This window comes from Cohnella nanjingensis (assembly GCF_014212125.1).
Classification (GTDB): domain Bacteria; phylum Bacillota; class Bacilli; order Paenibacillales; family Paenibacillaceae; genus Cohnella; species Cohnella nanjingensis.
The window spans coordinates 42,993-69,973 of record NZ_JACJVP010000010.1; the positions used below are offsets into that span (position 1 = coordinate 42,993).

Annotated in this window: 23 protein-coding genes; 16 read left to right on the forward strand and 7 right to left on the reverse strand. The window is 47.3% G+C overall.

Annotated elements, in window-relative coordinates:
* The first annotated feature begins 5 nt into the window (after nt 1-5).
* From H7C19_RS07925 to H7C19_RS07935, 3 genes are read left to right on the forward strand one after another with little or no spacing between them, the layout of a single operon-like run.
* Nucleotides 6-2,435: an O-antigen ligase family protein gene (locus H7C19_RS07925; protein ID WP_185142079.1), complete on the forward strand. Its 2,430-nt coding sequence runs from the start codon at nt 6-8 to the stop codon at nt 2,433-2,435.
* Between the two features lie 14 nt (nt 2,436-2,449).
* A complete protein-coding gene (locus tag H7C19_RS07930) occupies nt 2,450-3,409 on the forward strand; it encodes a glycosyltransferase family 2 protein (RefSeq protein WP_185142080.1) in 960 nt (319 codons plus the stop codon).
* Between the two features lie 35 nt (nt 3,410-3,444).
* Nucleotides 3,445-3,951: a hypothetical protein gene (locus tag H7C19_RS07935; protein WP_185142081.1), complete on the forward strand. Its 507-nt coding sequence runs from the start codon at nt 3,445-3,447 to the stop codon at nt 3,949-3,951.
* Between the two features lie 76 nt (nt 3,952-4,027).
* Here the strand turns inward: H7C19_RS07935 and H7C19_RS07940 are convergent, their stop codons facing one another.
* From H7C19_RS07940 to H7C19_RS07965, 6 genes are read right to left on the reverse strand one after another with little or no spacing between them, the layout of a single operon-like run.
* Nucleotides 4,028-5,332, reverse strand: coding sequence for a glycosyltransferase (locus H7C19_RS07940; RefSeq protein ID WP_185142083.1), 1,305 nt, complete (start codon nt 5,330-5,332; stop codon nt 4,028-4,030).
* Complete coding sequence (locus H7C19_RS07945) at nt 5,329-7,335, reverse strand: HAD family hydrolase (RefSeq protein ID WP_185142085.1); 2,007 nt, start codon at nt 7,333-7,335, stop codon at nt 5,329-5,331. Before H7C19_RS07945 ends, H7C19_RS07940 begins: the two co-directional genes overlap by 4 nt.
* A 15-nt stretch (nt 7,336-7,350) precedes the next feature.
* The gene (locus tag H7C19_RS07950) at nt 7,351-8,250 is read right to left on the reverse strand and encodes a glycosyltransferase family 2 protein (RefSeq protein WP_185142086.1); all 900 of its coding nucleotides are present in this window, start codon (nt 8,248-8,250) and stop codon (nt 7,351-7,353) included.
* Nucleotides 8,251-8,252: 2 nt separating this feature from the next.
* The gene (locus H7C19_RS07955) at nt 8,253-9,902 is read right to left on the reverse strand and encodes a hypothetical protein (RefSeq protein WP_185142088.1); all 1,650 of its coding nucleotides are present in this window, start codon (nt 9,900-9,902) and stop codon (nt 8,253-8,255) included.
* Nucleotides 9,892-11,181, reverse strand: a complete 1,290-nt coding sequence (locus H7C19_RS07960; RefSeq protein ID WP_185142089.1) for an ABC transporter ATP-binding protein — start codon at nt 11,179-11,181, stop codon at nt 9,892-9,894. Before H7C19_RS07960 ends, H7C19_RS07955 begins: the two co-directional genes overlap by 11 nt.
* The gene (locus H7C19_RS07965) at nt 11,171-11,971 is read right to left on the reverse strand and encodes an ABC transporter permease (RefSeq protein WP_185142119.1); all 801 of its coding nucleotides are present in this window, start codon (nt 11,969-11,971) and stop codon (nt 11,171-11,173) included. The genes H7C19_RS07960 and H7C19_RS07965 overlap by 11 nt, the downstream gene beginning before the upstream one ends.
* 240 nt (nt 11,972-12,211) lie before the next feature.
* Between H7C19_RS07965 and H7C19_RS07970 the strand changes: the two genes are divergently transcribed.
* From H7C19_RS07970 to metK, 7 genes are all read left to right on the forward strand, one after another.
* On the forward strand, nt 12,212-12,955 hold the full coding sequence (locus H7C19_RS07970; protein WP_185142091.1) for a sugar phosphate nucleotidyltransferase: 744 nt from the start codon (nt 12,212-12,214) through the stop codon (nt 12,953-12,955).
* 24 nt (nt 12,956-12,979) lie between these two features.
* Nucleotides 12,980-13,537 (forward strand): dTDP-4-dehydrorhamnose 3,5-epimerase, encoded by a 558-nt coding sequence (gene rfbC, locus H7C19_RS07975; RefSeq protein WP_185142092.1) that lies wholly within the window; start codon nt 12,980-12,982, stop codon nt 13,535-13,537.
* Between the two features lie 7 nt (nt 13,538-13,544).
* The gene (gene rfbB, locus H7C19_RS07980) at nt 13,545-14,561 is read left to right on the forward strand and encodes a dTDP-glucose 4,6-dehydratase (protein ID WP_185142094.1); all 1,017 of its coding nucleotides are present in this window, start codon (nt 13,545-13,547) and stop codon (nt 14,559-14,561) included.
* Between the two features lie 4 nt (nt 14,562-14,565).
* Nucleotides 14,566-15,426: a dTDP-4-dehydrorhamnose reductase gene (rfbD, locus tag H7C19_RS07985; protein ID WP_185142096.1), complete on the forward strand. Its 861-nt coding sequence runs from the start codon at nt 14,566-14,568 to the stop codon at nt 15,424-15,426.
* Nucleotides 15,419-16,375 carry a glycosyltransferase family 2 protein gene (locus H7C19_RS07990; protein ID WP_185142098.1) on the forward strand — a complete coding sequence of 319 codons (957 nt, stop codon included), beginning with the start codon at nt 15,419-15,421 and terminating at the stop codon, nt 16,373-16,375. Before rfbD ends, H7C19_RS07990 begins: the two co-directional genes overlap by 8 nt.
* A 99-nt stretch (nt 16,376-16,474) precedes the next feature.
* On the forward strand, nt 16,475-16,750 hold the full coding sequence (locus H7C19_RS07995) for an alpha/beta-type small acid-soluble spore protein (RefSeq protein WP_185142100.1): 276 nt from the start codon (nt 16,475-16,477) through the stop codon (nt 16,748-16,750).
* Nucleotides 16,751-16,894: 144 nt separating this feature from the next.
* Nucleotides 16,895-18,097 carry a methionine adenosyltransferase gene (gene metK, locus H7C19_RS08000; protein ID WP_185142101.1) on the forward strand — a complete coding sequence of 401 codons (1,203 nt, stop codon included), beginning with the start codon at nt 16,895-16,897 and terminating at the stop codon, nt 18,095-18,097.
* An 81-nt stretch (nt 18,098-18,178) separates the two neighbouring features.
* On the opposite strand, the gene H7C19_RS34205 is transcribed toward metK, so the two are convergent.
* Nucleotides 18,179-18,319 carry a hypothetical protein gene (locus tag H7C19_RS34205; RefSeq protein WP_221469106.1) on the reverse strand — a complete coding sequence of 47 codons (141 nt, stop codon included), beginning with the start codon at nt 18,317-18,319 and terminating at the stop codon, nt 18,179-18,181.
* Nucleotides 18,320-18,746: 427 nt separating this feature from the next.
* Here H7C19_RS34205 and H7C19_RS08005 point away from each other — a divergent pair, with 427 nt between their 5' ends.
* The 6 genes from H7C19_RS08005 to H7C19_RS08030 all read left to right on the forward strand — a co-directional run bounded on the left by H7C19_RS08005 (nt 18,747) and on the right by H7C19_RS08030 (nt 26,938).
* Entirely contained in the window at nt 18,747-19,850 is a 1,104-nt protein-coding gene (locus tag H7C19_RS08005) for an acyltransferase family protein (protein ID WP_185142103.1), read from the forward strand.
* A gap of 373 nt (nt 19,851-20,223) precedes the next feature.
* Nucleotides 20,224-22,926 carry a stalk domain-containing protein gene (locus tag H7C19_RS08010; RefSeq protein WP_185142105.1) on the forward strand — a complete coding sequence of 901 codons (2,703 nt, stop codon included), beginning with the start codon at nt 20,224-20,226 and terminating at the stop codon, nt 22,924-22,926.
* A 156-nt stretch (nt 22,927-23,082) separates the two neighbouring features.
* Complete coding sequence (locus tag H7C19_RS08015) at nt 23,083-24,261, forward strand: sensor histidine kinase (RefSeq protein WP_185142107.1); 1,179 nt, start codon at nt 23,083-23,085, stop codon at nt 24,259-24,261.
* Nucleotides 24,251-24,985, forward strand: coding sequence for a response regulator (locus H7C19_RS08020; protein WP_185142109.1), 735 nt, complete (start codon nt 24,251-24,253; stop codon nt 24,983-24,985). The genes H7C19_RS08015 and H7C19_RS08020 overlap by 11 nt, the downstream gene beginning before the upstream one ends.
* A gap of 412 nt (nt 24,986-25,397) precedes the next feature.
* Nucleotides 25,398-25,826 (forward strand): hypothetical protein, encoded by a 429-nt coding sequence (locus H7C19_RS08025; protein ID WP_185142110.1) that lies wholly within the window; start codon nt 25,398-25,400, stop codon nt 25,824-25,826.
* 521 nt (nt 25,827-26,347) lie between these two features.
* Nucleotides 26,348-26,938 carry a hypothetical protein gene (locus H7C19_RS08030; RefSeq protein ID WP_185142111.1) on the forward strand — a complete coding sequence of 197 codons (591 nt, stop codon included), beginning with the start codon at nt 26,348-26,350 and terminating at the stop codon, nt 26,936-26,938.
* Nucleotides 26,939-26,981 lie beyond the last annotated feature (43 nt).

Here is a 26,981-nt window from a genome sequence, read left to right on the forward strand (position 1 = left end):
CACAGTTGAAAAAGAGGAATGAAGCAGTATCGTTCATGGAGTGGTTTGCTTGGGCATGGATCGGCGTATTTCTACTGATTGCATTGTTTAACAACGGAACGTTCGAGGGAAATGGGATATTCCAGCTCAGCCAGATGCAGTTTGAAAGACCCGTGCTGCTGACATTGTTACTTATGTTCTTTGTCGCAGTTTGGGTAGCCATTCATTTCTTGAACAAGAGGTTTGTACTTCAGCATAGAACTGTCTATGTAGCTGGTGCAATTCTATTGCCATTTATCTATCTGGTTAGCTCCATTCAGGGCGTATCCCGCTATTTGTCGGGTTATGGTGTTCTTATTAGCCTTATGTTATTCATTCTATTTGCAGCAGGCGCTTATTTGATTGATTACAAGCGGATCATTCAATTCTTGCCTGTTGTATTTATGATTTTTGGTTATCTCATCGTACTTTATGGCTTCTTGAATTTATTCGGAAATGTCTATCTCCTCGATTCGTTATCCGCTCAAGATGGCGTACGGACTACGTCGATCTTCCAATACGCCAACGCGTTTGCTGTATTATTGTTGGTAATGTGGGTGAACGCGATTATTCAGATCAGCCAAACGAGTCGAATGGCTATGAAGATCGTTCACGGATTGATGATCGTACCGATACTCGTCTCTTTCCTACTGACTTTGTCTCGAGGGGCGTTGCTCATCCTACCGGTCATCGCGATCGTAGCATTGTTCATGTTCCGGCTGAAGCAGCAGATTAAGATTATTTTATACTCCATTGTCGGAATGGGACTCTCCTTGCTGATCTACACAAGGCTAGCTGACCGCGGCATCGATGTGATGGGGCAAATCACGCAAGCGCTGGGAGAGGGGAAGCAACCGAGAACTGTATCCATCTTCGCTTCTGGATCTCTTTCTTCATGGGGCATTCTCATCGGCGTATCGATCGTGATGGCCGGCCTTGCATTCCTGATCGAGCGATATGTTGAGCCAAAGCTTCAGGCCAAGTTAGAAACGGCGGCGCCTTCGAAGGGATTGATCCTTCCACTTGCCTTGGTTGTTATCTCTGTATTAGGCGCAATCTCCATTGCGACAGACCTTCTGACGCGCTTCTTGCCGCCAGTCATACGGAGCCGCGTCGAGGATGTCAACTTTAATACCCATAGCGTATATGAGCGTTTAACGATGTATAAGGATGCCCTGAAGATCTGGAAGGAGTATCCGATCATCGGCGGCGGCGGCGGGACGTGGGATGCGCTCTACGAGAGCTATCAATCCTATTCCTACACGAGCAACCAGACCCATAGTTTTATCGTAAAATACCTTATCGAAGTCGGCGCCGTAGGCGTTGCTCTCCATGTGACCATGTTTGCGATGGTCATCGTTGCTTTTGTGCGCTTTTATCGGAAAGCTGATGAAGAGAACCGCAATCGGCTTGTATTCTATTTCATTACGCCAGTGATTATTCTGCTACATGCCTTAATTGACTTTGATATGAGTTATGCCTTCTATGGCGGCATCGTGTTCTTATGTTTAGGCGTCATGGCAGGTACGCAGCTTCAAGAGATTGGCTTAAAGTGGGACAAACAAAAACAGAATAAGATTCGTTATATAGGGGGAGCTGTGCTAGGGATCGTTGGAGTTGTCATGCTTATCGTTACCAGTATGAAGCTCTATGTATTCAATCAATTCGATCAAGCCACGCAAGAAACGCGCAGGTCGGAGGCGTCGTTCCAAGTTATTGAGAGTCATCTCAAGCAGGCTCATGCTACTGACAAGAAGCATCCAGTCATGCTAGCTCAACTCGCTACATGGAATTACAAAGCATATGAACAGACCCAAGACAAACAGTACTTGGACAAAGCAGTAAGTTATGCGAGCCAATTGCAGAAAGCTGAGCCGCATTATCGAACGGCTTCAGAGATCGAATATGTCACTCAGAAAGCTCTCGGCAATAAAGAGCAGGCTCTAGCGATTATGGAAGAAGCAGTGAATCAGCGCCCGTTCACTCAAAGCTATTTCGAACAAGTGCTAATGGACCTCAGTTCTGAATGGAATGCTGCCAATCAAGCAAATCATTCGACTGAGTCGGATAAACTAGCCAAACAAATCATGGATTGTTATGAAAGAATGAAAAAACAGGATCAGGTGATGAAAGACTTGCCTGACACCGTCATTCCATCAAAAGCATTTGAACTGTCTAACACGGCAAGGTTGGCCGCAGGCAAAGTGCAATTCGCACAAAGGCAATACACGAAGGCTGCAGAGATTCTGCAGACCGGCGTCAAAACCGATCTGACAGCTGCCCAAGATCAAGAAGTCGCTGCATACTATTTAGCTTCACTACGCAAAGAAGGCAAAGATGATCTCGATCTATACAAAGCATTAATCCAAGCAGATGCAACCATGGAGCAGAAAGTGGATCAACTCACATCATCGTAAGGGGGGGGCTATATATGAATATATCGGTCATCCTTCCAACCTATCAAGCTGAACCCTATCTGCCAGAGTTGCTCAAGAGATTAAAAGGTCAGTCGACCCCGCCTCATGAGATTATAGTGGTGGATTCCTCCTCTACAGATCGAACGGTTGAGATCGCTAAACATTCGGGCGCCAAAGTACTCGTAATAAACAAGGAAGAGTTCGATCATGGCGGCACGAGGAATTATGCAGCCCAGGAAGCCTCAGGGGAGGTCCTGGCCTTTATGACGCAGGATGCGCTGCCAGAGGGGCGAGACTTCCTTGCTTCCTTGACAGGGCCCCTGAGGGACTCGCAGGTGGCTGCTGTTTGCGGGAGGCAGATCGCTAGAGCTAACGCCAATGTGCTGGAGCAGATGACGCGTGAGATTAACTATCCGGAAGAGATGATTCGCAAGTCATTTGGAGACCTAAAGCGATATGGAATCAAGCTATTCTTTTTTACGAATGTATGTTCAGCCATACGTCGGGATGCATTCATGAAGTTGGGCGGATTCCCGGAGCCTATCATCCTTAATGAAGATATGATACTCGCAGCGAAATGCATTCTAAGTGGCTACTCCATTGTCTACAATCCAGATGCTGGAGTCATACATTCCCATGATTACACGCTCATGGGACAGTTTCGCCGGAACTTCGATATAGGCGTCTCTATGAGAATGAACGATTGGATATTCCAATATACGACAGCTGAACGAGAGGGGCGCAAACTCGTTAAGCAGCAGCTAAGTCGTCTGTGGCGTGGGGGACATTGGCGTTGGATCCCACGCTGGTTCGCAGAGGCTGCTGCCAAGTATGCCGGCTATCGCTTGGGTCTCTCTTACAGGTCTCTGCCGATGCGACTTCGTCGAAAATTCAGTATGCATGCAGGCTTCTGGCTGCTTCATGAAGACAAGTTGCAATCGCATGCTTACCAAGGAAGAACACCGTCAGCTTAATAGAGTTGCAAAAACAGAGAAGAGGATGATGAAAAATGCAAAAGCGTGCCAAACTCTCCATAATCGTTGCCTCTATAACCGCAGCAGTTGCCATTGGTGGCGTAGGCTGGTATCAGTCCGCATATGCAGACAGTCAACAGTCCACTCCAGGATATTCAGATGATCCTATCGTAACCAAGAGCTATGTAGACCAGAAAGTAGCTGAGTTGGTAAAACAAGAACTAGACAAAATTGGGGCAGGGACGGGATCTGGAGGCGCTAGTTCGTCGGCTAAGCTCGAGGTAGTCACCGTACCCTTCGGTAAGAAGATTATCGTCGAAGACGGAGGAGAGCTCATCATAAGAGCCGGTAAAGCTATTGCCTATAGCACGGACGCAAACGGACTGTCCGATATGACTGACGGACTGGATATTGCGCCTGGCAAGGCGGTAGGGAATAACCATCTGATTTTATTCCCACGCGGTGGAAGAGGCGTAGAAGCGGATCCGAAGCAGAAGAATGGATTGACGGTGTTGGTGCGGGGGAAGTATTTGATTAATTGAGGAAAACAAAAATAAATCGGTGAGGAAACGAGACGCAATTGGAGCTCGATTCTCACCGTTTTCTATTAAAACATTATTATTTGAACCTAGACTTGAGCGTATTAAATATTTTCCTAATTAGGAAAGAATACTGTTTTTTTCTGAAGTAATAATGAAGTTTGACAAAGTAGAAGCTAAATTTGCTCGAACCTCGTATAGATAACTGTTCATTCTTGCCAGTTGATATTAAATATCGATCTTTGACCAACGGCTGAACACATTGCTGCCAGTAAAATTGTTTTTTTAAGTTGGGTCCTATCACATAGTCGTTTAGATTAGAAAGCATTTTATTAATAGTTTCTGCTAATGTGTCTGCGTCTTCACATGGAATGTTAAGACCTATCTTATTAACGGTTACATACTCAGAGAGTATATCCCCTTCAGTAGAAATTACGGGAAGATCACACCAGATATAGTCTAAAATCCGAGTTCGAAAGGAAAAACGTGTCTCTATATGATTGAAGTGCAAGCTTAAACCGATGTCAGCTTCTAATAAATAATTATGACGTTTATTATAATCAACCCACTCATTAAAAAACACATATTTATCTGTAAGTCCCAGGCTGTTGCTCAAGTCCATTGCTTTTGTCACCATAGTCATATCAGCTAAATTAGCATTAGGATGAACAGTACCCATAAAGAACAATTTAACATCGGAACGTTGTTCACAGATTTTACTTATTGCACGAATAGCTGTTAAGGGGTCAAGCCAATCCCAAAGACCCCCACCCCAAAGTATTACTTTATCATCTCGATTAATTCCCGGATAAACACCTTTGAGTACCTGTTCGGTTTTTGTTGGTATTTCTTCCGATAGTCCAAAGGGAACAATATCAATTAGATGATAGAACGTCTTATCAATCTCATATTCTTTTGGGTTAATACGATTTATTGCAGATAACATACCCAACCAGAAGTCACGTTGTTTCTCGGAAGCACAAATGAAAAAATCACCATGTTTTAGTTGATCCAACAAGATAGTAAGCGAGGATTGATGCATATTCAAAGAAAAAGTTGAATCACTGAACATTTCAAAATTCTCGAAAATAAAAGGATCGTATAAATCAATAATTAGTGGAATTCCTAATTTTTTAATATATGGACTTTCCCACAGTTTAGTACCTTGTATGATTATGGCATCCGCTTTTTTAGCATGTTCGATGAATACCTTTCTTGAAAACTCTATAACTGGAAAGTCAGCTTTAAGAAGGCAGTTGTTGGGGGTGAAGAGTGTTACTTCCAAATGCTTTGATAATTCCTTGGCGATATTCCAGTATCGAATAGCGGGACCTGCCATTTTTACTTCTATTGAATCGGGGGAAAGAATAACAATTTTATTCAATGTACTTTCCTCCAAGTTCCCCTAACTACTCTTTTTACAATTTTGAATGCGCTGATTCCCCATTTTGGCAATCTTCTCCGATATCCAACCTTCCAAAAAGAGTCATGAATTGCTCTTCTGTATTTAACAGGACGAAATAAATTAATCCAGTGGGGAGGTTTAGCGATAAACTTTTTCAAATAAACATCTCCAAAGCCTTCTGCATGTTTCAAATTCCCAAGATTGATAGCTTCAAGTTTTGTTGGGTTATACAGTACTCTCTTTAATGGCGTTAGTGTAAACTTCGGAATTGAAGGAGCAATTCCGAGCTTATCAAGTGCTATTTTAAAATCAATAATAAATTCCAGGGCACCCGTCTGCAAGTTTTTAAGATGAGTTAAATCATTATTATCTGGGATATTGTCATCAAATACTGGAACAGGTTTATTAAACTCATCCTCTTCAAACTTTATGAGGCTGCCATGAGGTGCGGAGAATATATATTCAAAGATTTCCACACATTGTTGAATAAAATCCAAATTAGCTGCAGATAACCCGCGATCTACAACAAATCCTTTTGCATTAAATGCTTCGGACTCATACTTTTTGATCCCGTCAAACGTCCCCAAATAATAACCACGAAGCGGTTGAATAGATTCTAAAGTGTCTAGAATTTTTAATAGCGAATTTTGCATAGAACCATGCCAGCCAATATCAACAACACCAATACGCTCTTGACTAATAAAATTCTCCTGTAATAAGTACTTTTCAAGAGCGGATCTTTCTTTTTTTGCAATTTGAAGGATGTCATTTTCGATTTTTAAATATAGTTTACGAAGCATTTCATAATCTTTTCCATTAATCACTTTGTGGTCAATGGAAGAAAAGCCCACTTCAGAAATTTGGGGTTGATATAATTTAGCATCAAGGCTTATCCGTTTTAAAAACTGTTTTACAGTTAATATACTCGTACCGCTAACTAGAAAATCCATAGTTGAATCGTTTATTTCTGTAATGCCTGCAATATTCAGACAACGACGGGAGGCAAATAAATAGGTGGAATCTGGAATATCAGTTCGATCTTCTGCTAGAATATCGTACGCTTTCTTCATTACGAAGCCATCACGAGACAAGAAAAATAATTTTTTTACTTTGTCAATTGAGGATTGCTCTATGATCCAATTTGTAAATCCATAATAAAGGATTCCTACTACCTGATAGCCAAATGAATACCAAAAATCATCCTCCTTAGAAGGAGAATTCATACGATTAACTTGCAAGCCTAGATAGATAGTCTCATGAAAATCAATAAAATTCCCTTCGAGACCCAAAGAAAGCGGTGTGAAGAGTTTCTTATTTTGAACGCGATCTAAACATTTTTCGTAATGAATTGCATTAATTTTATTCTTTTTTGCATTCAAAAAATCGGAATTATAATTATCCCCAATATGCAAAAGATCTTGGGGATGCCAAGCATTCTCTTTTAAAATTAGCTCATAAAGTTCTCCGGTAGACTTCGTTATTCCGATTTCTGAGGATAAGTATAATTTGTAGAATTGGTTATATCCATTTTGGTCTAAAATGTTTTCGATCGTACTCCTTGGCAAATACATATCAGAGGTGAGTATTACTGTTTTACCTTTATTCAAGCAGTATAAATAAATATCTCTCATATAAGGATTGGGAATGCAAACAGCTAGTTCAGTTTGAATCTCTTGTTGCATTAACTGATTTCCTTCATCTGAGTTAATGTCCGAGATTTCAATTAATACTTGATAAATATCAGAAAGTGAAACTTCGGTCTTTTGTGAATTATCCCATGCGTGTTTCCGGGCTATTATTTCTGCTTCAATTCGAGTTTCGGCAAAAGAGAAGTTCATATTTTGTGGCATGTTGTCCGCAATGATTTTAAAAAGGTCTGTAGGAATATATAGAGATCGTAAAATAAGGGTATCGAATATGTCAAATGAGACATATTTTGATTGGTCTATAGCACTAAGAATACGATCGTTATTTTTTATCACGTAATATTCCCTCGCTTAATTTCGGCGAAATAGAATTCTTAAAAATCTATTTGATTTAATGTTGCTTATAAACGATTCTATAGGAGATATTTGGGAATGAACTATTTCGAAACTCTTACTTGTATTAATAAGAAATCCCAATCCTTGTTTTCCTGCATTGAGATCCTTGCGCAAGAAGTCGTTTCTAACTATGGTGTCATAATATTTATGCTTACTGTCGCCTCCGATTACAGAATTACTGTAATCTCCATTCGTAATCTCTAAGCGGTGGTGATAATATGCCAATTCCTCATGTATCACATGTATATTGTGTTTCTCAATAAATCTCAAATTAAACTCCCAATCGCCTAATACAGGAAGATCCTCTCTATACAAGCCAATTTCGTTAATAACGGATCTATGATAAACGAAAGAAATTGGAGGAAAGACATTATCTGCTGCCATTCTGTAAATCGTAATAGACCTCAGCCATACGTTATAAGGTTCTTTATGGTGAATGGTAACAGTTTTCTGATCAATGTTTTCCAAGATCCTTGTACTGTGAGTAATAACTCCATAGGTATTAGGATAGAGATTATTATCCAAAAAATCCACGCACTTTTTCAAGAATAGTGGATGCCAGGAATCATCGTCATCATGAATCACAATGTATTTGCTATCGACATATGATATTCCTGCATTAGATGCAGCTTCCATACCTTTGGACGTGCTATGATGAATGGTGACAATTCTATTGTTAGCTTTACTTTCATATTGCTGTACTAATTGATCAACAGCGGATTGTTCTCCACCATCATTTACTATAACCATTATCCAATCTTGAAACTCTTGATTAATTACACTCTCAATAGCGCGTTTCAACAGGATGTTTCTGTTTTTTGTTCGAGTAATTACTGCTACTTTTCCATAATGCATATCTAAGTGTCCATCCTTTTCTTAATCTTATATTTGATATAGTTAATCCAACTATTTAAATGTTCTAGTTGCTTTTCAAGATTTTCGGAGTACTCACGGCATTGTGAATACTCTCTATGCACCTGTTCTAATTCTACTGTAGATTTTAGCAAATCAGCCTGATGGTTAATAAGTTCATCTTTCAATTCATCAAAGATCGCCTGGTTTTGATCTAGTTTTGAAATCAATACTTGATGTTTATTCCACCAAGAATCGGTCTGTTCTTTCTGCCATTCAAGCTCCTGTGTGATTTGTTGATGTTTGTTCCACCAAGAATCCGTTTGTTCTTTTTGCCATTGAAGCTCCTGAATTGAGCGCTGGTACTTTTCCCACCATATATTTGTTTGTTCTCTTTGCCATTGAAGGCTTGTATTGAGATTTTTTTGTATTTGATCATCTTTATAAGAAAAGGCTAAATTAGTAGACGTAATAATGTAATTGATTTTTTCAATTTTCAACTTTTCATTACGATGAGCTAAAAAATCTGACTTTAAAATATATATCCAATCCTGGCGTTCTTTGAGTTTTGCTTCGTAATCAGGGACATAGGGAGCATTTAAGAATTCGTCAAGTGTTCCTTTATTATCTAGAGCTCCCCGCTTTTGATCGTAATAGTCATTAAAAGAAAATAAATGACATGGGATGCCTAACATATTCAAAAACATTGTTGTATGGTAGGAAGACGTTACTCCTAAATTGCCGAGTTGTAATAAGTCGTCATTCTGAATGGTTTGATACTCAAGCGCCATTATAGCTAAGTTTTGTACGACATAGGTGTCAAATGGGAATTCGTCTTCAAGATCGATAATTGTTTCAAGGGTATCCCGTACAACATAACGTTTATCGGAATACATTTGAAGCAATTGTAATTTATTGTTGTATGCCTTAATTCTCTTGAGACTATTTGAGATTGTATTTATAGCATGCTCAAGCTTTTCATGAGTATAGGACGATGTGTTGACATGAAACATAATTTGGTCATTTATTTGAAATTTTAAATTGTTCTTCATTGATTGAATAATATCGCTTGCATCGTCAAATGAGTATCCTCCCTTCCAACCAGCCATCTTAATAAGATTGGCTGATTCATAATCCCTTCCTCCAATAAGCGAAGGGGAATATGTTTGTATGTGCTGAGATAAATTCGAAATGAAATTTTTATCTAGTTGTTGTCCAGTAATAACATAATGCTCTATTTTAAAAGTCTTCAACAAAAACTCTACAATTGATAATTTAAATTCTCCCCACATTGTATTTAAATATCCTCCACCGTATAAGTGCAGGTGATGCACTCCAGTCGAGGTATGAATTTGTTGAAGCATGAAGGAAGGATCAGATTGTAAATTATAATCGAAAAAAATAAATGTTATATCCCCAAACCACTTTCTCAATTTTGCAAAAAAGCTATAAGAGCTAATAGATTCTAATGCACAAACTACAACCGGTATTAAGTCAGTATGCGAGCGATGAAATTCTAACGCACCTTTTAGCTGTAAGATATCCCCGAAATTACTATAACCAATATAGCTTCCAAACAACAACACCTTTTCCTCTGCTGTATTAAGTTGTTCTATAGATCTTGAATCAGCATAAAGATAAATATTATCGTACATCTATATCCACCTCAAAATCTTGTTTAAACTTAAACCACATTGGATCCTTTAAATTAGCAATTACTTTAAATACATAGGCTGTTTCATCGTTATAAATATGAATATTATCGCTTCGGTCCCATTTTGAAACTTGATTTAGTCGGAGATTAATTGAGTAGGATTCCCCGCCTCTTAATAACATGATGCTTTTGAAAGATATCGTTATTAGTGAGTTTTTCTTTACGGAGAAGCTTCTCTGAAATTTATTAAAAGTACTTTCTCCAGTAAGTTCAATGCCGTACTGATCACGAAGTAACATACCAACACTTAGATTTGGAAAGTCAGCATTGGCATAGATTTGGACCTTAATCGTAAATGGTTCATTCTGTTCTAAAGATTCAGTAAACTGTTCATACTGATTCAACAATTGGATGCTTCGAACATCGAGAACATCCATTTTATCTATGTCGAGCGCTGAAGTATTCTCAATGAAGGATGTAGTAGAGGGAGCAGACCCTTCAAACTCGTTTGATTGCTGGTCGGATGACACAATTCGATTGTTTTCCAGGTATATTTCGTTTAAATACGAGTTGGATATTTTTACGGCGTCATCAACTGATCGAATGCTTCCATTTTCTAGCCAAATTGCTTTGGTGCAAAGAGATCTTACAGCTTCAGGAGAATGGCTCACAAAAAATAAAGTGACACCTTTGCTAACCATTTTCTTTATTTTAGCCATACATTTGTGTTGAAACATTGCATCGCCAACAGATAGTGCCTCATCAACTATTAGAATATCCGGTTCTGTATGGACAGCAACGGCAAATGCTAGACGCACATACATTCCGCTAGAGTATGTTTTTACAGGTTGATCAATAAAATCCCCAATCTCAGCAAATGCTACTATTTCCTCATAGCGCTCCTCGATTTCTTTTTTGGATAACCCCCAAATAGCAGCATTTAATAGAACATTTTCTTTTCCTGTGAATTCTGGATTAAAGCCACTGCCGAGCTCAAGTAATGCAGCTATTTTGCCTTTGATTTCTATTTTCCCAGTTGTTGGCGTGAGCGTTCCAGCGAGAATTTGCAAAGTTGTGCTTTTTCCAGATCCATTTCGGCCTATGAGACCATATGTTTCCCCTTTTTTAACATCAAAAGATATATCCTTTATTGCCCAAAAATCTTCGTAGTATTGTTTTCTTGAACCCCAAAGCATTTGTTTTAGACGATCATTGGGTTTTTTATACATACGATATGATTTGCTGACGTTTTGAAACGAAATGATTACATCAGAGGACATCGGAGAAACCCTCCCGTGTTTTTTGGAACCATCCATAACCTAATATAAAAATCATGAGGCCAATAAGTGACCCAGTGCCGATCCATACCCAGTTGGGAGTTTGCCCCCATACTAACACTTTTCGAGCATCCTCAACGGTGTAACTAAGCGGATTAATATAGTATAGAAAACGTAGTGACTGTGGGATGGATTCAATCGGATAAAAAATCGGGCTTAAAAACATTAGGACTTGTAGTAGAATATTAACCAAGTGACCTATATCGCGGAAGAAAACACCAATTGACGCAACAAACCATGAGATTCCTAATGTTAATAGTAGCATTGGCAACATAACAATAGGGAGGAGAAGAACAGTTAAGTGAATACCATTATAGAACAATATTAAGCCACACAGTAAAATGAGGATAGAAATTGCTGCATGAATTAATGTAGAGATTAATGTCACCACAGGCAATATGGCTAAAGGGAATACGACTTTTTTGACGTAATTGGAGTTGTTTGGTATTAAATTCGAAGACTTACCAACTACTTCCGAAAAAATGTTATACATGGTCATTCCCGAAAAAATAAGTAAGGCAAATTCGATTTGACTTTCGGATTGACCAGGCCACCGCGATTTGAACACAAGACTGAATACAAAAGTATAGACTAGGAGCATTAATAAGGGGGTAATGAAGGACCATATGATTCCAAGAAACGAGCCTTTATATCTACTGGCGACTTCACGTCTCACTAATTGAATAATTAATCCGTTATTTTTTTTTATTAATAACAAATTTCGAATAAGCATAATCACAGAATCCTTCCTAATTTAGTTCTTGATTGGTTCGACATGTTCGTCTGACATTGTCCTACATTATTTGATAACCCTAGCGGTTATTATATAATAAGATTGTCAAAAAGGGCCATCATTATAGAATAAAGCTTTTGTCAAATTGATAATAGATTCAATTTCTTTGAAAGAAAGTTATGTCTGCAAGAACATATTAATGAAACAATTGTCATTTTCAATGAAATGGAGTGTTAGTTTATGAAGGGCATAATACTCGCTGGAGGCACAGGTTCTAGATTATTTCCTCTGACCAAGGTTACTAACAAGCATTTATTACCTGTTGGGAAATACCCGATGATCTTCCATGCTGTAGCGAAGTTAAAAGAAGCCGAAATTACTGATATCCTGATCGTCACGGGCAAAGACCACATGGGCGATGTCGTGAACTTGCTCGGAAGCGGACGGGAAATGGGCGTTACCTTTACATACAAAGTTCAGGACGAAGCTGGTGGGATTGCCCAAGCGCTAGGTCTTGCTGAAAACTTTGTAGGTAATGATTCCATGGCCGTTATCCTGGGCGACAATGTGTTCTCCGATAGTATCGCTCCATATGTAAAGTCCTTCCGTGAAAAGGGATCCGGTGCCAAGATCCTTATCCAAGAGGTACATGATCCGAAGCGCTATGGTGTACCTGAACTTCAAGGCGATCGGATTGTCTCCATCGAAGAGAAGCCGCAGATGCCTAAAAGCAATTATGCGGTTACCGGCATATATATGTTTGATGCGCGCGTATTTGAAATTGTCCGTACTTTGAAGCCGTCAGCACGTGGCGAGCTGGAGATTACGGATGTGAATAACGCCTATATCCAATCGGATGAGCTAGGCTATGATATCCTGCAGGGATGGTGGACAGACGCGGGCACGCATGCTTCTCTAACGCATGCCAATGAGTTGGCTAAGGACATTTTGTTCGGCGAGGAATTCGGCAAACTAAAACTGTGATAGGCGATAGGAGTAGAATGAGCAATGAAGGTAATCGAGACTAATCTTCCAGACCTTAAACTGATTGAACCGGCTGTGTTCGGCGACAATCGCGGTTTTTTCATGGAATCATATAATGCGGCACGTTTCGCTGAACAGGGTATCGCGATGCAATTTGTGCAAGACAACCATTCCTTGTCCGCGGAGACAGGCGTTCTTCGGGGGCTGCACTACCAACTGAACCCGAAGGCACAGACTAAGCTTGTACGCGTAGTAGCCGGCGCCATCTACGATGTAGTGGTCGATATTCGGAAGGGTTCGCCAACATTCGGTCAGTGGCAAGGCTTTATTCTTTCCGCGGACAACAAGCGGCAGCTGCTTATGCCTAAAGGCTTCGCACATGGCTTCTGTACCTTGGTCCCGAACACGGAAGTGCTCTACAAAGTGGATGAACTCTACTCGCCGGAGCATGACCGCGGCATTGCTTGGGATGACCCTGCGCTTGGGATCGATTGGCCGACTTCGGCGCCGGTATTGTCCGGTAAGGATGCGAAGCATCCGCTGCTGTCCGAAGCGGAAATGAATTTTACATACGAAGGGTGAAATCGATATGAAATTGCTTGTTACCGGCGGAGCCGGCTTTATCGGGAGTAACTTTGTTCATTATATCCTCCGGGAGCATCCGCAGGACGAGATTATTATCGTGGATGTCCTTACTTACGCGGGCAACTTGGAAAATCTGAGCGCGGTGGAAGGCAATCCGAACTACCGCTTCGTCAAAGCCGATATTACGGATCGCGCGGCGCTAGAGCCTCTTTTCCAAGCCGGCGTTGACGTAGTCGTGAACTTCGCGGCGGAGTCTCATGTAGACCGGAGTATTCTTGAGCCGGATGTATTCGTCCGTACGAATATCTTGGGTACACAAACCTTGTTAGATCTAGCCAAGCAGTACAACATACAAAAATTTGTACATGTCTCCACAGACGAAGTCTACGGCACGCTGGGAGATACCGGCTTATTCACGGAACAGACGCCGCTTCAGCCCAATAGCCCATACTCGGCTAGCAAAGCCGGTTCGGACCTGCTTGTTCGAGCCTACCATGAAACCTTTGGGTTGAACGTTAATATTACGCGTTGCTCGAACAACTATGGTCCCTATCAGTTCCCAGAGAAACTCATCCCGCTTATGATTCAGAATGCTTTGTCGGATAAGCCGTTGCCTGTCTACGGGGACGGGCTGAACGTGCGTGACTGGCTCTATGTGGAGGATCACTGCAGCGCGATCGACCTCGTCATCCGCAAAGGCGTGAACGGGGAAGTATACAATGTTGGGGGCAACAACGAGCGAACCAACATTCATGTGGTGAAGACGATCCTGCAAGAGCTGAACAAGCCGGAATCTCTCATTACGTACGTCCAGGATCGCCTCGGCCATGATCGCCGCTATGCGATCGACGCGACCAAGATCCGGGATGAGCTCGGTTGGAATCCGAAGTATGCCTACGAATCCGGGATCCGGGAAACCATTCGGTGGTATCTCGCCAACCTGGAATGGATGGATCAAGTTCGGTCCGGCGCTTACCAACAGTATTATGACAAGCAATACGGGGAGCGATTAGGAGGCTGACTGTATGTCTGGAACGAAGCTAACGCTACTCGTTACAGGGGCGAACGGGCAACTGGGGCAAGAGATGGTGAGGATGAGCAGCGATCAAGTAAAGATCGTCGGTTATAGTCGCCAGCAGATGGACGTGACCAACCTCGCGCAATGTCGCGAGGTTATCGCTGCTTTAAGGCCGGATGCGGTGATCCATGCTGGCGCATATACGGCTGTTGACAAGGCGGAGTCGGAACCTGACGAAGCTTACAAAGTTAATGCCAGCGGTACGCGTAATCTGGCTCTTGCAGCCAGAGAGCACGGAGCCAAGCTCTGCTACGTGAGCACGGACTATGTATTCGATGGCATGGGGACATCGCCTTACAACGAATTCGACAATACGAACCCCCAATCGATCTACGGAAAGTCTAAACGTGCTGGAGAGGTTCTGCTCCAATCCTTGCACGACTCATACTTTATCGTGCGAACATCATGGGTATATGGCAAGTATGGCAATAACTTTGTCAAAACCATGTTGAAGCTTGGTGCGGAACGTGATTCGGTAACCGTCGTTCATGATCAAGTGGGCTCCCCAACCTATACTTACGACTTAGGGCGCTTCCTCATCGATCTGGTACAGACGGAAGCGTACGGCGTTTATCATGCTTCCAACACAGGAACATGTACGTGGTATGAATTTGCGCAGGCGATTTTCGAAGAGAGCGGGATGTCTACGAAAACGGAACCCTGCACGACCGAACAGTTCCCGCGCCCGGCACCTAGGCCTCGCTATTCGGTGATGGATCATTCGGCAATTCGGCAGAATGGTCTTACGGATTTGCCGCCTTGGCGGGAAGCGCTTCGCGTGTTCTTGCAAGAGCTTAAAGATGAGTAAAATCGGAGAAGCCAGAGATCCCCTTGTTGCAATATGTATCGTTACCTATAACAGCGCGGCTTATATTGAGAAGTGTTTGGCAGCCATCAGCCGGCAGTCGTGGCAAAACCTAATCACGGTTATCGTCGACAATGCCTCATCCGATTCAACCGTAGCAATCGTTCGTAAGGGCTATCCAGCACTGCGTTTGATCGCCAATTCGGAGAATTGCGGTTTTGCGGCAGGGCAGAATCAAGCCATCGGAGCAACGGATGCCGAATACATCCTTGTTCTGAATGCAGATGTAACGCTAGAAGTGGACTATATTGCGAACTTGGTCGACTTGATGCAGAATAATCCTCGTATCGGAAGTGCCATAGGGTGCCTGCGCCTCGCTGATAAACCCGATATCTTAGACTCTGCAGGGTTAATTATGAAGTGGAGCCGCTCAGCGGAAGAACGAGGTGCCCATCGACCGGTATCCGAGTTTAGCCTTCCCTCTGAAGTGTTCGGCGTATCCGGGGCTGCTGCTTTTTACCGACGAGCGATGATTGTGGATATATCCGTGGATGGGCAGTTCTTCGATGAGGACTTCTTCGCCTACAAAGAAGATGTCGACGTTGCATGGCGTGCAAGGAATCTGGGTTGGCAAGCATGGTACGAGCCTGCTGCCCAAGCGTTGCATGTGCGGCAATGGGGAGTAGATACTCCGCGCAAACGAATGCCGTTAAAGATTCGAAGGCATTCTTATCAGAATCGCTATCTAATGATGGCTAAGAATGAATCCTTCGACGCAAGCTGGTGGATACGATTGCCTAGATTATTAGCATATGAGATCGCGCTAAATGGATACATATTCCTCAAGGACCCTAAAGTGTTGGGCGCTTGGAAGATACTGCTAAGGCTGCTGCCAGGTGCCATAAGGAAACGGCGAGAGATCAGGAGTAAGCGAAAAGTCGAAATTTATTAGCTTCTATATTTTCCCCGCATAGCCAGAATGTTATGCGCCTTCGCGAAGGCGGTTCGGCACATACTAGGACCGTCAAATTCAATGGAGGTGCATTAGCACATGGCTAGAGGGAATCGTAACCGTAAGCTCGTCCCGGAATGTCAAAAAGCGCTGGACCAAATGAAGTACGAAATAGCGGCTGAACTTGGCGTTCCGTTCGGTCAGGGCGGCGCAGCAGGTGCGGGGGATACTGAATTCGCAGGCGAGCTAGGCAGCTTCACGGCAGCAGGCAGCGGCTCACATTATCTGGGGGATTTGACATCTCGCGAAGCCGGCGCTGTGGGCGGCGGAATTACGAAGAGATTGGTCCAGCAAGCCCAACAGACGCTCCTGTAAATCCCTGTAGATATAAGCCCGGAATAGGCTAAGGTACATTGACACCCCTCGACAATTCCGGTATTATTATCTTCCAGAAGGTCTGTCTAACAACCTTTTCCTACCGGAAAAGGTTCATTTTTTGTGTAGGGGAGGTTGAAGATTTTGTCGATTAAAGGCCGACATCTCTTCACGTCCGAATCGGTCACGGAAGGCCATCCGGACAAAATTTGCGATCAAATCTCGGACGCGGTACTCGACGCTTTTCTGGCTGCTGATCCGTACGCCCGCGTCGCATGCGAAGTATCCGTAGCGACAGGACTCGTACTCGTCATTGGTGAAATCTCCAGCAAAGCGGATTATGTAGATATCTCTGCCATCGTGCGCAGCACGGTGAAGGAGATCGGCTACACCCGCGCTAAATATGGCTTCGACTCCAGCACTTGCGCCGTTCTGACTTCGCTGAACGAGCAATCCGCCGACATCGCCCAAGGCGTTAACGCCGCTCTCGAGAGCCGCGACGGCAAGGATGTGCTTCAAGAAAATCCGGACATCGGCGCCGGCGACCAAGGTCTCATGTTCGGCTTTGCGACGAACGAGACGCCTGAACTCATGCCGCTCCCGATCGCGCTGGCTCACCGTCTGTCCCGCCGCCTGTCCGAAGTGCGCAAGAACGACACGCTCGGCTATCTGCGCCCGGACGGCAAGACGCAAGTCACGATCGAGTACATCGACGGCAAGCCGGTTCGCGTAGACACGATCGTCATCTCGACACAGCACTCCGAAGAGATCAGCTTGGAGCAAATCCAAGACGATATTCGCACCCACGTCATCGTACCTGTCGTTCCGAAGGAATGGCTGGATGCGGAAACGAAGTTCTTCATTAACCCGACCGGCCGCTTCGTTATCGGCGGACCGCAAGGGGATGCAGGCCTCACCGGCCGCAAGATCATCGTCGACACCTACGGCGGCTATGCCCGTCATGGCGGCGGCGCGTTCTCCGGCAAGGATCCGACGAAGGTCGACCGTTCGGCGGCTTACGCGGCTCGCTACGTGGCCAAGAACATCGTCGCAGCCGGCCTCGCCGACAAGTGCGAGATCCAACTGGCTTATGCGATCGGCGTAGCCAACCCGGTATCGATTAATGTCGATACTTACGGCACAGGCAAAGTAGCTGAGGAAAAGCTGGTCGAACTCGTTCGCGCCAACTTCGATCTGCGTCCGGCCGGCATCATCAAGATGCTCGACCTTCGCCGTCCGATCTACAAGCAAACCGCCGCATATGGCCACTTCGGCCGCACGGACATCGACGTTCCGTGGGAGCGCACCGATAAGGTGGAAGTGCTCAAGCAAGGCGCTTGGGCCTAAGGTTACGCGTATAACATTCAAGCCGTTCCCCCAAGGTTCCATGAACCGAAGGGAGACGGCTTTTTTGGCAATGAGTATATTTTAAGCGGAAGTGTCGCATTTATCCCAGAAGGCGACCTCAGAGCACAGCGCATAATTGATGGTCTGGCCACGGGCGAAGGAATCGGCGCCCGCCGTGCCTACATAGATCGTACTGTTGTTGCCGGTGAAGAAGAATTCCATTCGGTACCGTATTTGGGCCGTTTTTTCCGTAGTTCAGCTGTTCCTTCTTCAACTCGGCAACCGATCGTACATGAGCTGCACTGTCTTGAACAGCTTCTGCGTCGAATTACAGCCGTGCGCGGTGATGACCGCAGTAACATTCTCCTCGTTTATCACGTTTTCAAAAAAACCTGGCGAGCGTCAGGGTTGAGAACCAGAGTGGCGAGGCTTGAGGATGATGCCCTTGTTCGTTATGCTGCCCCAATACATTCCCTGAATCGGATTGAACTTCAGCAGATCGACTGTCGCACCCATTTCGGCGTGTTTTTCCTTGATGTGGTTATGAATGTTTGTGAGCAACACCTCCCCCTCACTGTCATTAAATATTTTGTAGAACAATGAAATAATATAAGATATTATGTTGTATATATAAGATAAGGAGCCAGTTATGAAACAACGAAATTTAGAAATTGATAGGCTACGTGCATTTGCGATTATTATGACAGTCCTGGTTCACATTCCAGGACCTTTTGCAATTCCCAAAGGGATACTCAATACTTTCCATTTACCAATTGGAGTAGATTTATTTTTTGCAATATCGGGATATTTAATGACGACTATTTTGCTAAGAGACATGGAATCAAATAAAAGTTTTGGAACTATGATAAAGAAATTCTATATTAGAAGGGCAACCCGAATATTACCGCAAGCTTGGTTCTGGTTAACGGTTATTCTAATTGGCAGCTTCACATGGACACAAGTCTTTTCAAATTCTGACATTGTAATTCCTCAATATTTCGCAGCAATGGGTTTTATACAGAACTTTGCAGTTGGCGAAACTCCATACCACCCTTTGCTTCATGTGTTTTGGAGCCTTTCGTTAGAAGAGCAATTTTATTTAATCTTCCCTATAATTTTATTTTTCCTTCGCAAGAAAGGCGTCGTAATCTTTGGAATCGCATACCTGGAGCTCATGATAATTATTCAACCAGCGCCAAATGGCTTTTGGCCGTACCGTCTTGATGGTATGCTTTGCGGTGCCCTTTTAGCAATTTTGTATAACTCAAAATGGAAAGAGCGAATTGAGCCAAAGTTTCTATTAAATCGTCCAATGTTAGCTTCCATCGTGTCGATAATAAGCATAGTAGCACTGTTGATTATTCCAGGTGAGATATGGATGACATCTTTATTCTTCCCTTCACAGGGTATTTTTGCTGCTATTGTACTTTACTTCGCAATATTTAATAAAGGATACAGTTTTCCAACGCCGTGGGGTGTTAAGCAAATATTAGACTGGATTGGCACACGATCCTATGTGCTTTATCTAAACCATTCAGTAGCTTACTTTATTGTATGGCGTCTCATGCCCCACATTCCCTTTAGCAATAAGTATACAACGTTCGTATTTCTCGTGGCCTCATTCTTCGCCATGTGTCTGTCAGCTGAATTAACATATCGATTGATAGAAACGCCATTAAGAAAACTCGGCAGAAGAATTCCCATTAAAGAAACTAAGGGACATCTAGTTGCCCCAAACACGACTTTGCAATAGCGGAGTCGTTTTTTTTCATTTTGAAAAACACCAGATCGCCCAAGACAGTCGTATACGAGGATCCCGGGCTTGTCGGCTCGCGGCGGTGAGAGCAGTATTACCTTCTCTCCGAAAAATCGCGTAATCTCACCAATCCTGCTAACAAATAAGACGGGAATCGACTCCGCGCCGCTGGGGGTCGCAAAAAACGTCCTCAGAAAATGAATTCCTATCAAGATAGATTTTCCTTCTCAAGTTTCGACAATAGATTTAATTCTCTTATCGGATGTAACTTTTCGACTTTTTGAGAGTCTACTAGATAGGGACAATTGGGAGAATGTAGGCCCATAGACTCCAATAAATCGACATCCGCATGGGAGCGTAATCCAAAATAATGCTGCATCCAAAGAAATCTTCGAATCGAATCGCTAGAGTCGTCGTCGTTCCGGTCTTGGCCGGCACACTGGTCGTCACCTCATTCGTAGGAGCGTTCGCTCCGCTGCCGTACATATCCCCTTCGGTGGCCTCCGCCGCGGAAGCCATCGTTACTTACAAGCTAGTGAAGCAAGACGAGCAGATCGTCACCTCCGGCGTGAAGCAGATCAACTACTCGTGGGTCCCTTCGAGCTCTTCTAAGACAACGGAGCAGGTCCACGTCTTCCAGATTGACCTAACGAATCCCTATGTCCAATTGAACGCCATGAGCGGGAAAAACGGCAGCGTCACCAGCGGCCAATCGGTCGGCAATATGGTGAAAGCGACGGGAGCCATCGCCGGCATTAACGGCGACGTGTTCAACACGGGCAGCGCCAGCGAAGGCGCGCCGATGGGGGCGGAGATCATCTCCGGCCAGATGATCGTGAGCCCGTCGAAGCTTCAGGGCATGTTCGCCTTCGCGGTGACGAAGGACAAGCAGCCGATCATCGATCAATTCTCCTTTTCCGGCAGCGTAACGGCGGAGGATGGCGCAACCTTTAATCTGGCCGGCATGAACCAGTCTTCCTATACGACATATCCGGACAAGACGCCGAGTCACGTCGGCACGATGTACATCTACACCAACAAGTGGACCGCGGCGCAGCGGCCTGCCAACAGCGGCGCCACGCCGACGGAGGCGCTGGTCGTGGACGGCGTCGTGACCGAGATCGGCGACAATACGACGATTGCGACAGCCATTCCCGAGAATGGCTATATCCTGCGCGGCCACCGCGAAGCGGCCGATTTTATCCGTACGCATCTGGCCGTCGGAACGAAGGTCTCATCCAACTATGGGCTGACTTCCATGACCAACGGAAAATCTTACGCGCCGGACGCCTTCCAAATGGTCGTCAGCGGCCATACGATCCTCATCGACAGCGGCCGGACGGCCGCGTTCTCGCGCGACATCAGCGGCGTGAGCGGGTCGGCGAACCGTGCGCGCACGGCGGCCGCCTACTCCAAGGACGGCAAGACCGCATACCTCGTGACCGTCGAGGAGAACGGTTCGCGCAAAGGCGTCACGTTAGCGAACTTCCAGAAAATCCTGCTCGGGTTGGGCGCTTGGAAAGCCGTCAACCTGGACGGCGGCGGCTCGACGACGATGATCTCCCGTCCGCTGGGCGACTTCGCGACCGTTCTGGCGCATCCGACATCCTACGGCACGACGCAGCGGGTTATCGCCAACGGGATCGGGGTCTATACGATCGCGCCTGCGGGCGCGACGAAGGGCATCGTGGCGAGCGGACCGAAGACGCTGCTCCTCGGGCAGCAGGCGACGTACGCCTTGAAGGCGTACGATACGTACTACAATCCGCTCGATCCGGCGGGCCTGGCGCCGCAATGGAGCGTCAGCGGCGGCGTCGGCACGTTCCAGGACGGCGTCCTGACGGCGACGAAGCCCGGCAAGGCGAAGCTGACCGTCAAATCCGGCGCAGCCAGCAATACCGTCGAGCTGGAAGTCATCGGCGCCGATCAGGTCGCGAAGCTGACCGTCGATCCGAGCACGACCGTACTCGCGCCGGGCACGACCATCTCGGCGCCGGTGAAGGCGCAGCTCAAGGACGGCCGTACGCTCGACGTTCCGGCTACCTCCGTCAAGTGGGAGTTCCGCGGCTTCACCGCTTCGAAGGACGCCAGCGGCAAACTGACCATCGACGCGGTGAGCGAGGGCGCGACAGCCGGCTACGCGATCGCGCGCTATGACGGATTCTCGACGATGTTCACGCTGGCCGCAGGCACCGAGAAACCGCTGGAGACGTTCGAGAACGTCGGCTACGACATCGGCTTCACCGGCCTGCCTGCGGAGACGCAAGGCTCGGCAGCCGTCGTCAGCGGCTTGCCAGGGCGCGAGACGTCCAAGGCGCTGCGGCTCACCTACGACTTCAACACGGGCTCGGGCAGCCGGTTCGCGTACGCGCTTCTGAACGGCGGCAACGGCATCCCGGTCGCCGGCAAGCCGAGCGTGCTGTCGGTCGATGCGCTGGGCGACGGCAGCTACAACTGGCTGCGCGCCGAGTTCAAGGACGCCGGCGGCAAGCAGGTGTTCGTCACGATCGCCAAGACGATCGATTGGACCGGCTGGAAGACGTTCCGCATCGATCTGGCCGCCGCCGGTCTGACGGCGCCGGCGACGCTGACGAAGCTCTACGTCGTGAACCTCGAAGAGGATCAGGACGAGCGGGCGCTGCAGGGTCAAGTCGCATTCGACAATCTGACGTTGCAATATGCGCCGGCCTCAATTACGACGTCGACAGCGAATATTGTAATGACGGTGAGCAAGAAGGAGGCGAAAGTAAACGGCAAGGCCGTGAAGCTCGACACCGCTCCGCAACTGCTGAACGGCACGACTTATCTGCCGCTGCGGTTCGTATCGGACGCGCTCGGCGGCCAGACCGACTGGAATGCGGCGAACAAGCAAGCGACCGTCCTGCGCGGCGGCACGCTGCTGGATTTATGGGTAGGCGGCAAGGAGCTGGTGAGCACGGGCGTACGCCAAGAAGCGGCGGCCGCGCCGATCCTTCAGAACGGCCGGGTGCTCGTGCCGGTCCGCGTCGTCTCCGAGCAATTGGGCCAGAAGGTCGATTGGGATCCCAAGACCAAAACCATTACAATTCACTAATGTTCGGTCGAAAGTCCCGATCCCGCCTTCACGGGAGTAAGAAATATGATATGATGGAAACAAGCCCCGATTCCCTTGTTGGATCCGGCTTTCCGGATACAATTAAGGGCGAAAGTTAGGCTGGTATGCGCGTCTTTGCGCAGGGGAGTCGTTCTCGTGGATTATCGTGTGGAACAGATTGACCGGGTCATTCAGAATGCCGTTCGCGTCATGGAAGACAGCAAGATGCAAGTATTCGAGATATGCGAAGCGGCCCGCAGGGAACTGACCTCCCTCGGTCAGGAGCTCGAGAAGGTGTTGCAGGATACCTCCGAGACCATCGATAAAGTAGATCGCCTCGAACGGGATTACCGGCTGTCGCGCATCCGGCTTACCGAAGTGAGCCGAGACTTCGTGCGCTTTACCGAACAAGATATCAAAACGGCTTATGAGAAAGCCACGCAGCTCCAACTGGAGCTCATGGTCTTTCGGGAGAAGGAGAGCTACCTGAAGGTCCGGCGCGACGAGCTTCAAGGCCGGGTCCGCAACGTAGAGATCTCGATCGAGCGCGCGGAGAACATCGGCTCGCAGATGAACGTCGTGCTCGACTACCTCTCGGGAGATTTGAACCAGGTCACGCGCATCCTCGAATCCGCGAAGAACCGGCAGGTCATTGGGCTCAAGATCATTCTGGCCCAGGAAGAAGAGCGCAGACGCATGGCCCGCGAGATTCACGACGGTCCCGCCCAATCGCTCGCTAACCTGGTGCTAAGGACGGAAATTGCCGAAAGAATGCTGAACACGCAGGATTTGGAGATTGTCCGTAGCGAATTGATAGATTTGAAAACGCAAGTACGAATGGGACTCGAGGAGATTCGCAAGATCATCTTCAACCTTCGTCCGATGGCGCTCGACGATCTCGGCTTGGTTCCGACCTTGCGGAAGTTCGTTCAGGACTTCGAAGATCGGACGACGATCCGCTCGGTCTTCGAGAACACCGGCAAGGAGAAGCGAATCTCCACCGCGATGGAGGCAGCGATGTTTCGCCTCGTGCAAGAGGCCTTCAACAATGCGCTTAAGCACGCCGAACCGACATTTATGTCGCTGGGCATTATCTATTGGGAAGAGACGATCGTGCTGACCATCAAGGATAATGGCAGAGGGTTCCATGTGGATCTGGTTGAAGCGCGAGCGAAAGAGCATTCGCAATTCGGTCTGACGGGAATGAAGGAACGCGTCGATCTGCTGCAGGGGACGATCCTTATCGAGTCGGCCGTAGGCCAAGGCACGACCATCACCATTCAAGTTCCTATCAAGCCAGAGCTACGGGAGGAGTTGGACCATAATGGAGAATAAGACCGCGAACGGGGGTCAGGGCCGTAAGATTCAAGTATTGTTAGCCGACGATCACCAGCTTTTCCGGGAAGGCCTGAAGCGCATCCTCAACATGGAATCCGATCTGGAGGTCATCGGGGAATGCGGAGACGGCATTCAAGTCCTGGAGTTCTGCAACACGCAGAAGCCGGACGTCGTGCTGCTCGACATTAACATGCCGACGGAGAACGGCGTAGTCGCGACCGAGCGGCTGCGCGATATTTTCCCGGAGATCAAGGTCATTATCCTCTCGATCCATGACGACGAGAGCTACGTATTCGAGACCCTTCGCAAGGGCGCGACAGGGTATCTGCTCAAGGACATGGAGGCGGAATCGCTCGTGAACGCGATCCGTACCGTCGCTCTCGGCCATGCCTACATTCATCCGAAAGTCACGGGCAAGCTCATCAACCAGCTGCGGCGGATGACGTATCTGGACGAGATCGGCGCCACCTCGGGCGCGGCGGCGTCCCGCGAGACGGTCACGAAGTTCGTGCCGCGCGGCAACAACCCGCTCACGCGTCGCGAAGCCGAAGTGCTCCGCCTGATGGCGGAAGGCAAGAGCAACAAGAACATCGGCGAGAGCTTGTTCATCAGCGAGAAGACGGTCAAGAACCACGTCAGCAGCATCCTGCAGAAGATGGAAGTCGACGACCGTACGCAAGCCGTCATTAACTCGATTAAGTACGGCTGGGTCACGCTCTAATCGACATCCTACATATCGAGACGTTCGCGTCGCACCGATGATTTGGATCGGGCGGCGCGAATTTTTTTGCGGAAAAGCGCGCGGAGAGACGCAGATAAGCTCGAAATACGCTGTAGAAAGCTGGCGGAAGAGGGTGTTCAGTTGTTTTTGTAGTCGGGCGTTCGTGTATGAGGTGACCGTGAGCGCTGGCGTAAGGTTAAAGAGCGATGAGAAGCGGAGAGAGAAGCAAGGCGTTCGCGGATAAGATTGAGGGTAGCGAGAAGTAAACTCCAGGCGGTCACCCCGACTCCGCAAGCGCATCCGGAACCGGAAGCCACTGGGCGGCATATGATGTCGTACAGAGCGATCGAGCCCGGGGATGCGCAGCAGCGCGCCTTGCGCGCGGTTGCTGAGTATCGGGGAGGTGGCCGCCGTGATCTCCGTGTTGCTATGGATCATCGGCCTTTACGCAGCGGTCGCGGCATGCGCGTATGGATGGGCCCGTCGGAGGCGTCAAGCCGACAGGCAGCATTACGTGTTAGTCGCAGGCAACCACCAGCGTGAGATCGAAGGGTACGTGCGAAAGCTGCAATGGCAAGCCCAGCGCTTGGGCCGGGAATTCGGCATTACGGTGCTGCTCGCTCCGGATTCCTACGACGAGACCGCTGCGATCGTAGAGAAGTTTGCCAGAGGAGAGACGGGGATCGGCCTCGTCCGTCAGAGCGTGGAGGCGTCCGAAGATCACCGCTCCAAAGAAGAATGGGAACGCGCATGGGAAAGCGAAAGCCCAACGTCAGGCCCGCAACAATGGATCTGGGTGGAGCTGCCGGCAGCGGGCGAAGCAAAAGGGCCTCGGCGTTGATCGAAACTGCGAAGTTGTAGAGGATTCTAGCAGGAAGAGTGCCGCTCTTGCAGACTGGCGAAAAGATCGGATTGCTATTGTCGGCCGAAATGCACATGGTATAATATGGGGTAAGAGAGCAGACTTGTGAAGAGGTCAGACTCGCTGCAACCCCGCTCGAAAACTTCATAAAGTAACGAGTGAAGCACACTCGCTTACGGCCGACGGGCTGTTCGCGGGGTGCTTTTTTTGATGGGAACGGGGAGCGGTGCGATAGGGTTTGTGTAATCGCCTGTTGGGAGTGAGGGCGAACGGCGTGCCGTAAAGCAAGGGGGAGAGAGTTTATACGGTAGGGTTGGCAGCAAGTGAAGGTAGAAGACGAATCCAATGGAGGGCTAAAGTCTACGCGATACGGCTAGCAAACGGGTGGATTCCCTACTTGACGTAGAAAGGAGATGAAACCGGATGAAGGCCGAAGTCTATGCGATACGGCTAGCAAACGGATGGAGTCCCTATTTGACGGAGAAAGGAGACGAAGCCGAATGAAGGTTGATGTTTATGCGGTATGGCTGGCAATCGGATGGATTCCCTATCTGACGGTAGACCGTTCGGTGGATCGATTGTTCTGGCTGAATCGCGACTTTCGCGAAGGCGTAAGGGAAGCGCTAGGTTTGGAGGATTCTACACTAGGTGCGTACGAGGCTCGCGCGATCGTTCAATTGAGGCAGCCGATCCCCTTGGGCTGGGCCGAAGCGGTTCGCGTACGGCTTCAGGCGGAGTGGGCGCGGCGAGAAAAGGATCGTTCCATCGAAGCCGTTCAGCGTGAACTCCGGGAAACGGTGCAGTCGGTCACCCGAATCTATGAGGGAAAGGCTGCGACCGTGGATATGGAGGCGGAGATTGTCACGCCGGCACCGCAGGTCGCGTCTGCGGAGCGCTACCGCGCCGAAGGGCGGGCGCTTGCGCTTCGCGTGGCGCGGCTCCCGCAGCAACTGGCGGGCCGCGCCCTGCTGCTGGGCGAGGCAGCCGCGATGCTGGCCGCGCCCGACGCCGCGGCGCTGCTGCGCGAGCTGCAGCTCGCCGCGCTGCTTGGCGCCGCGCGCCCAGGAAGCCTTCGATCTCGTGTTGATTGACGAACTGGACGCCTTTCCCTACCACAACGATCCGATGCTGCAC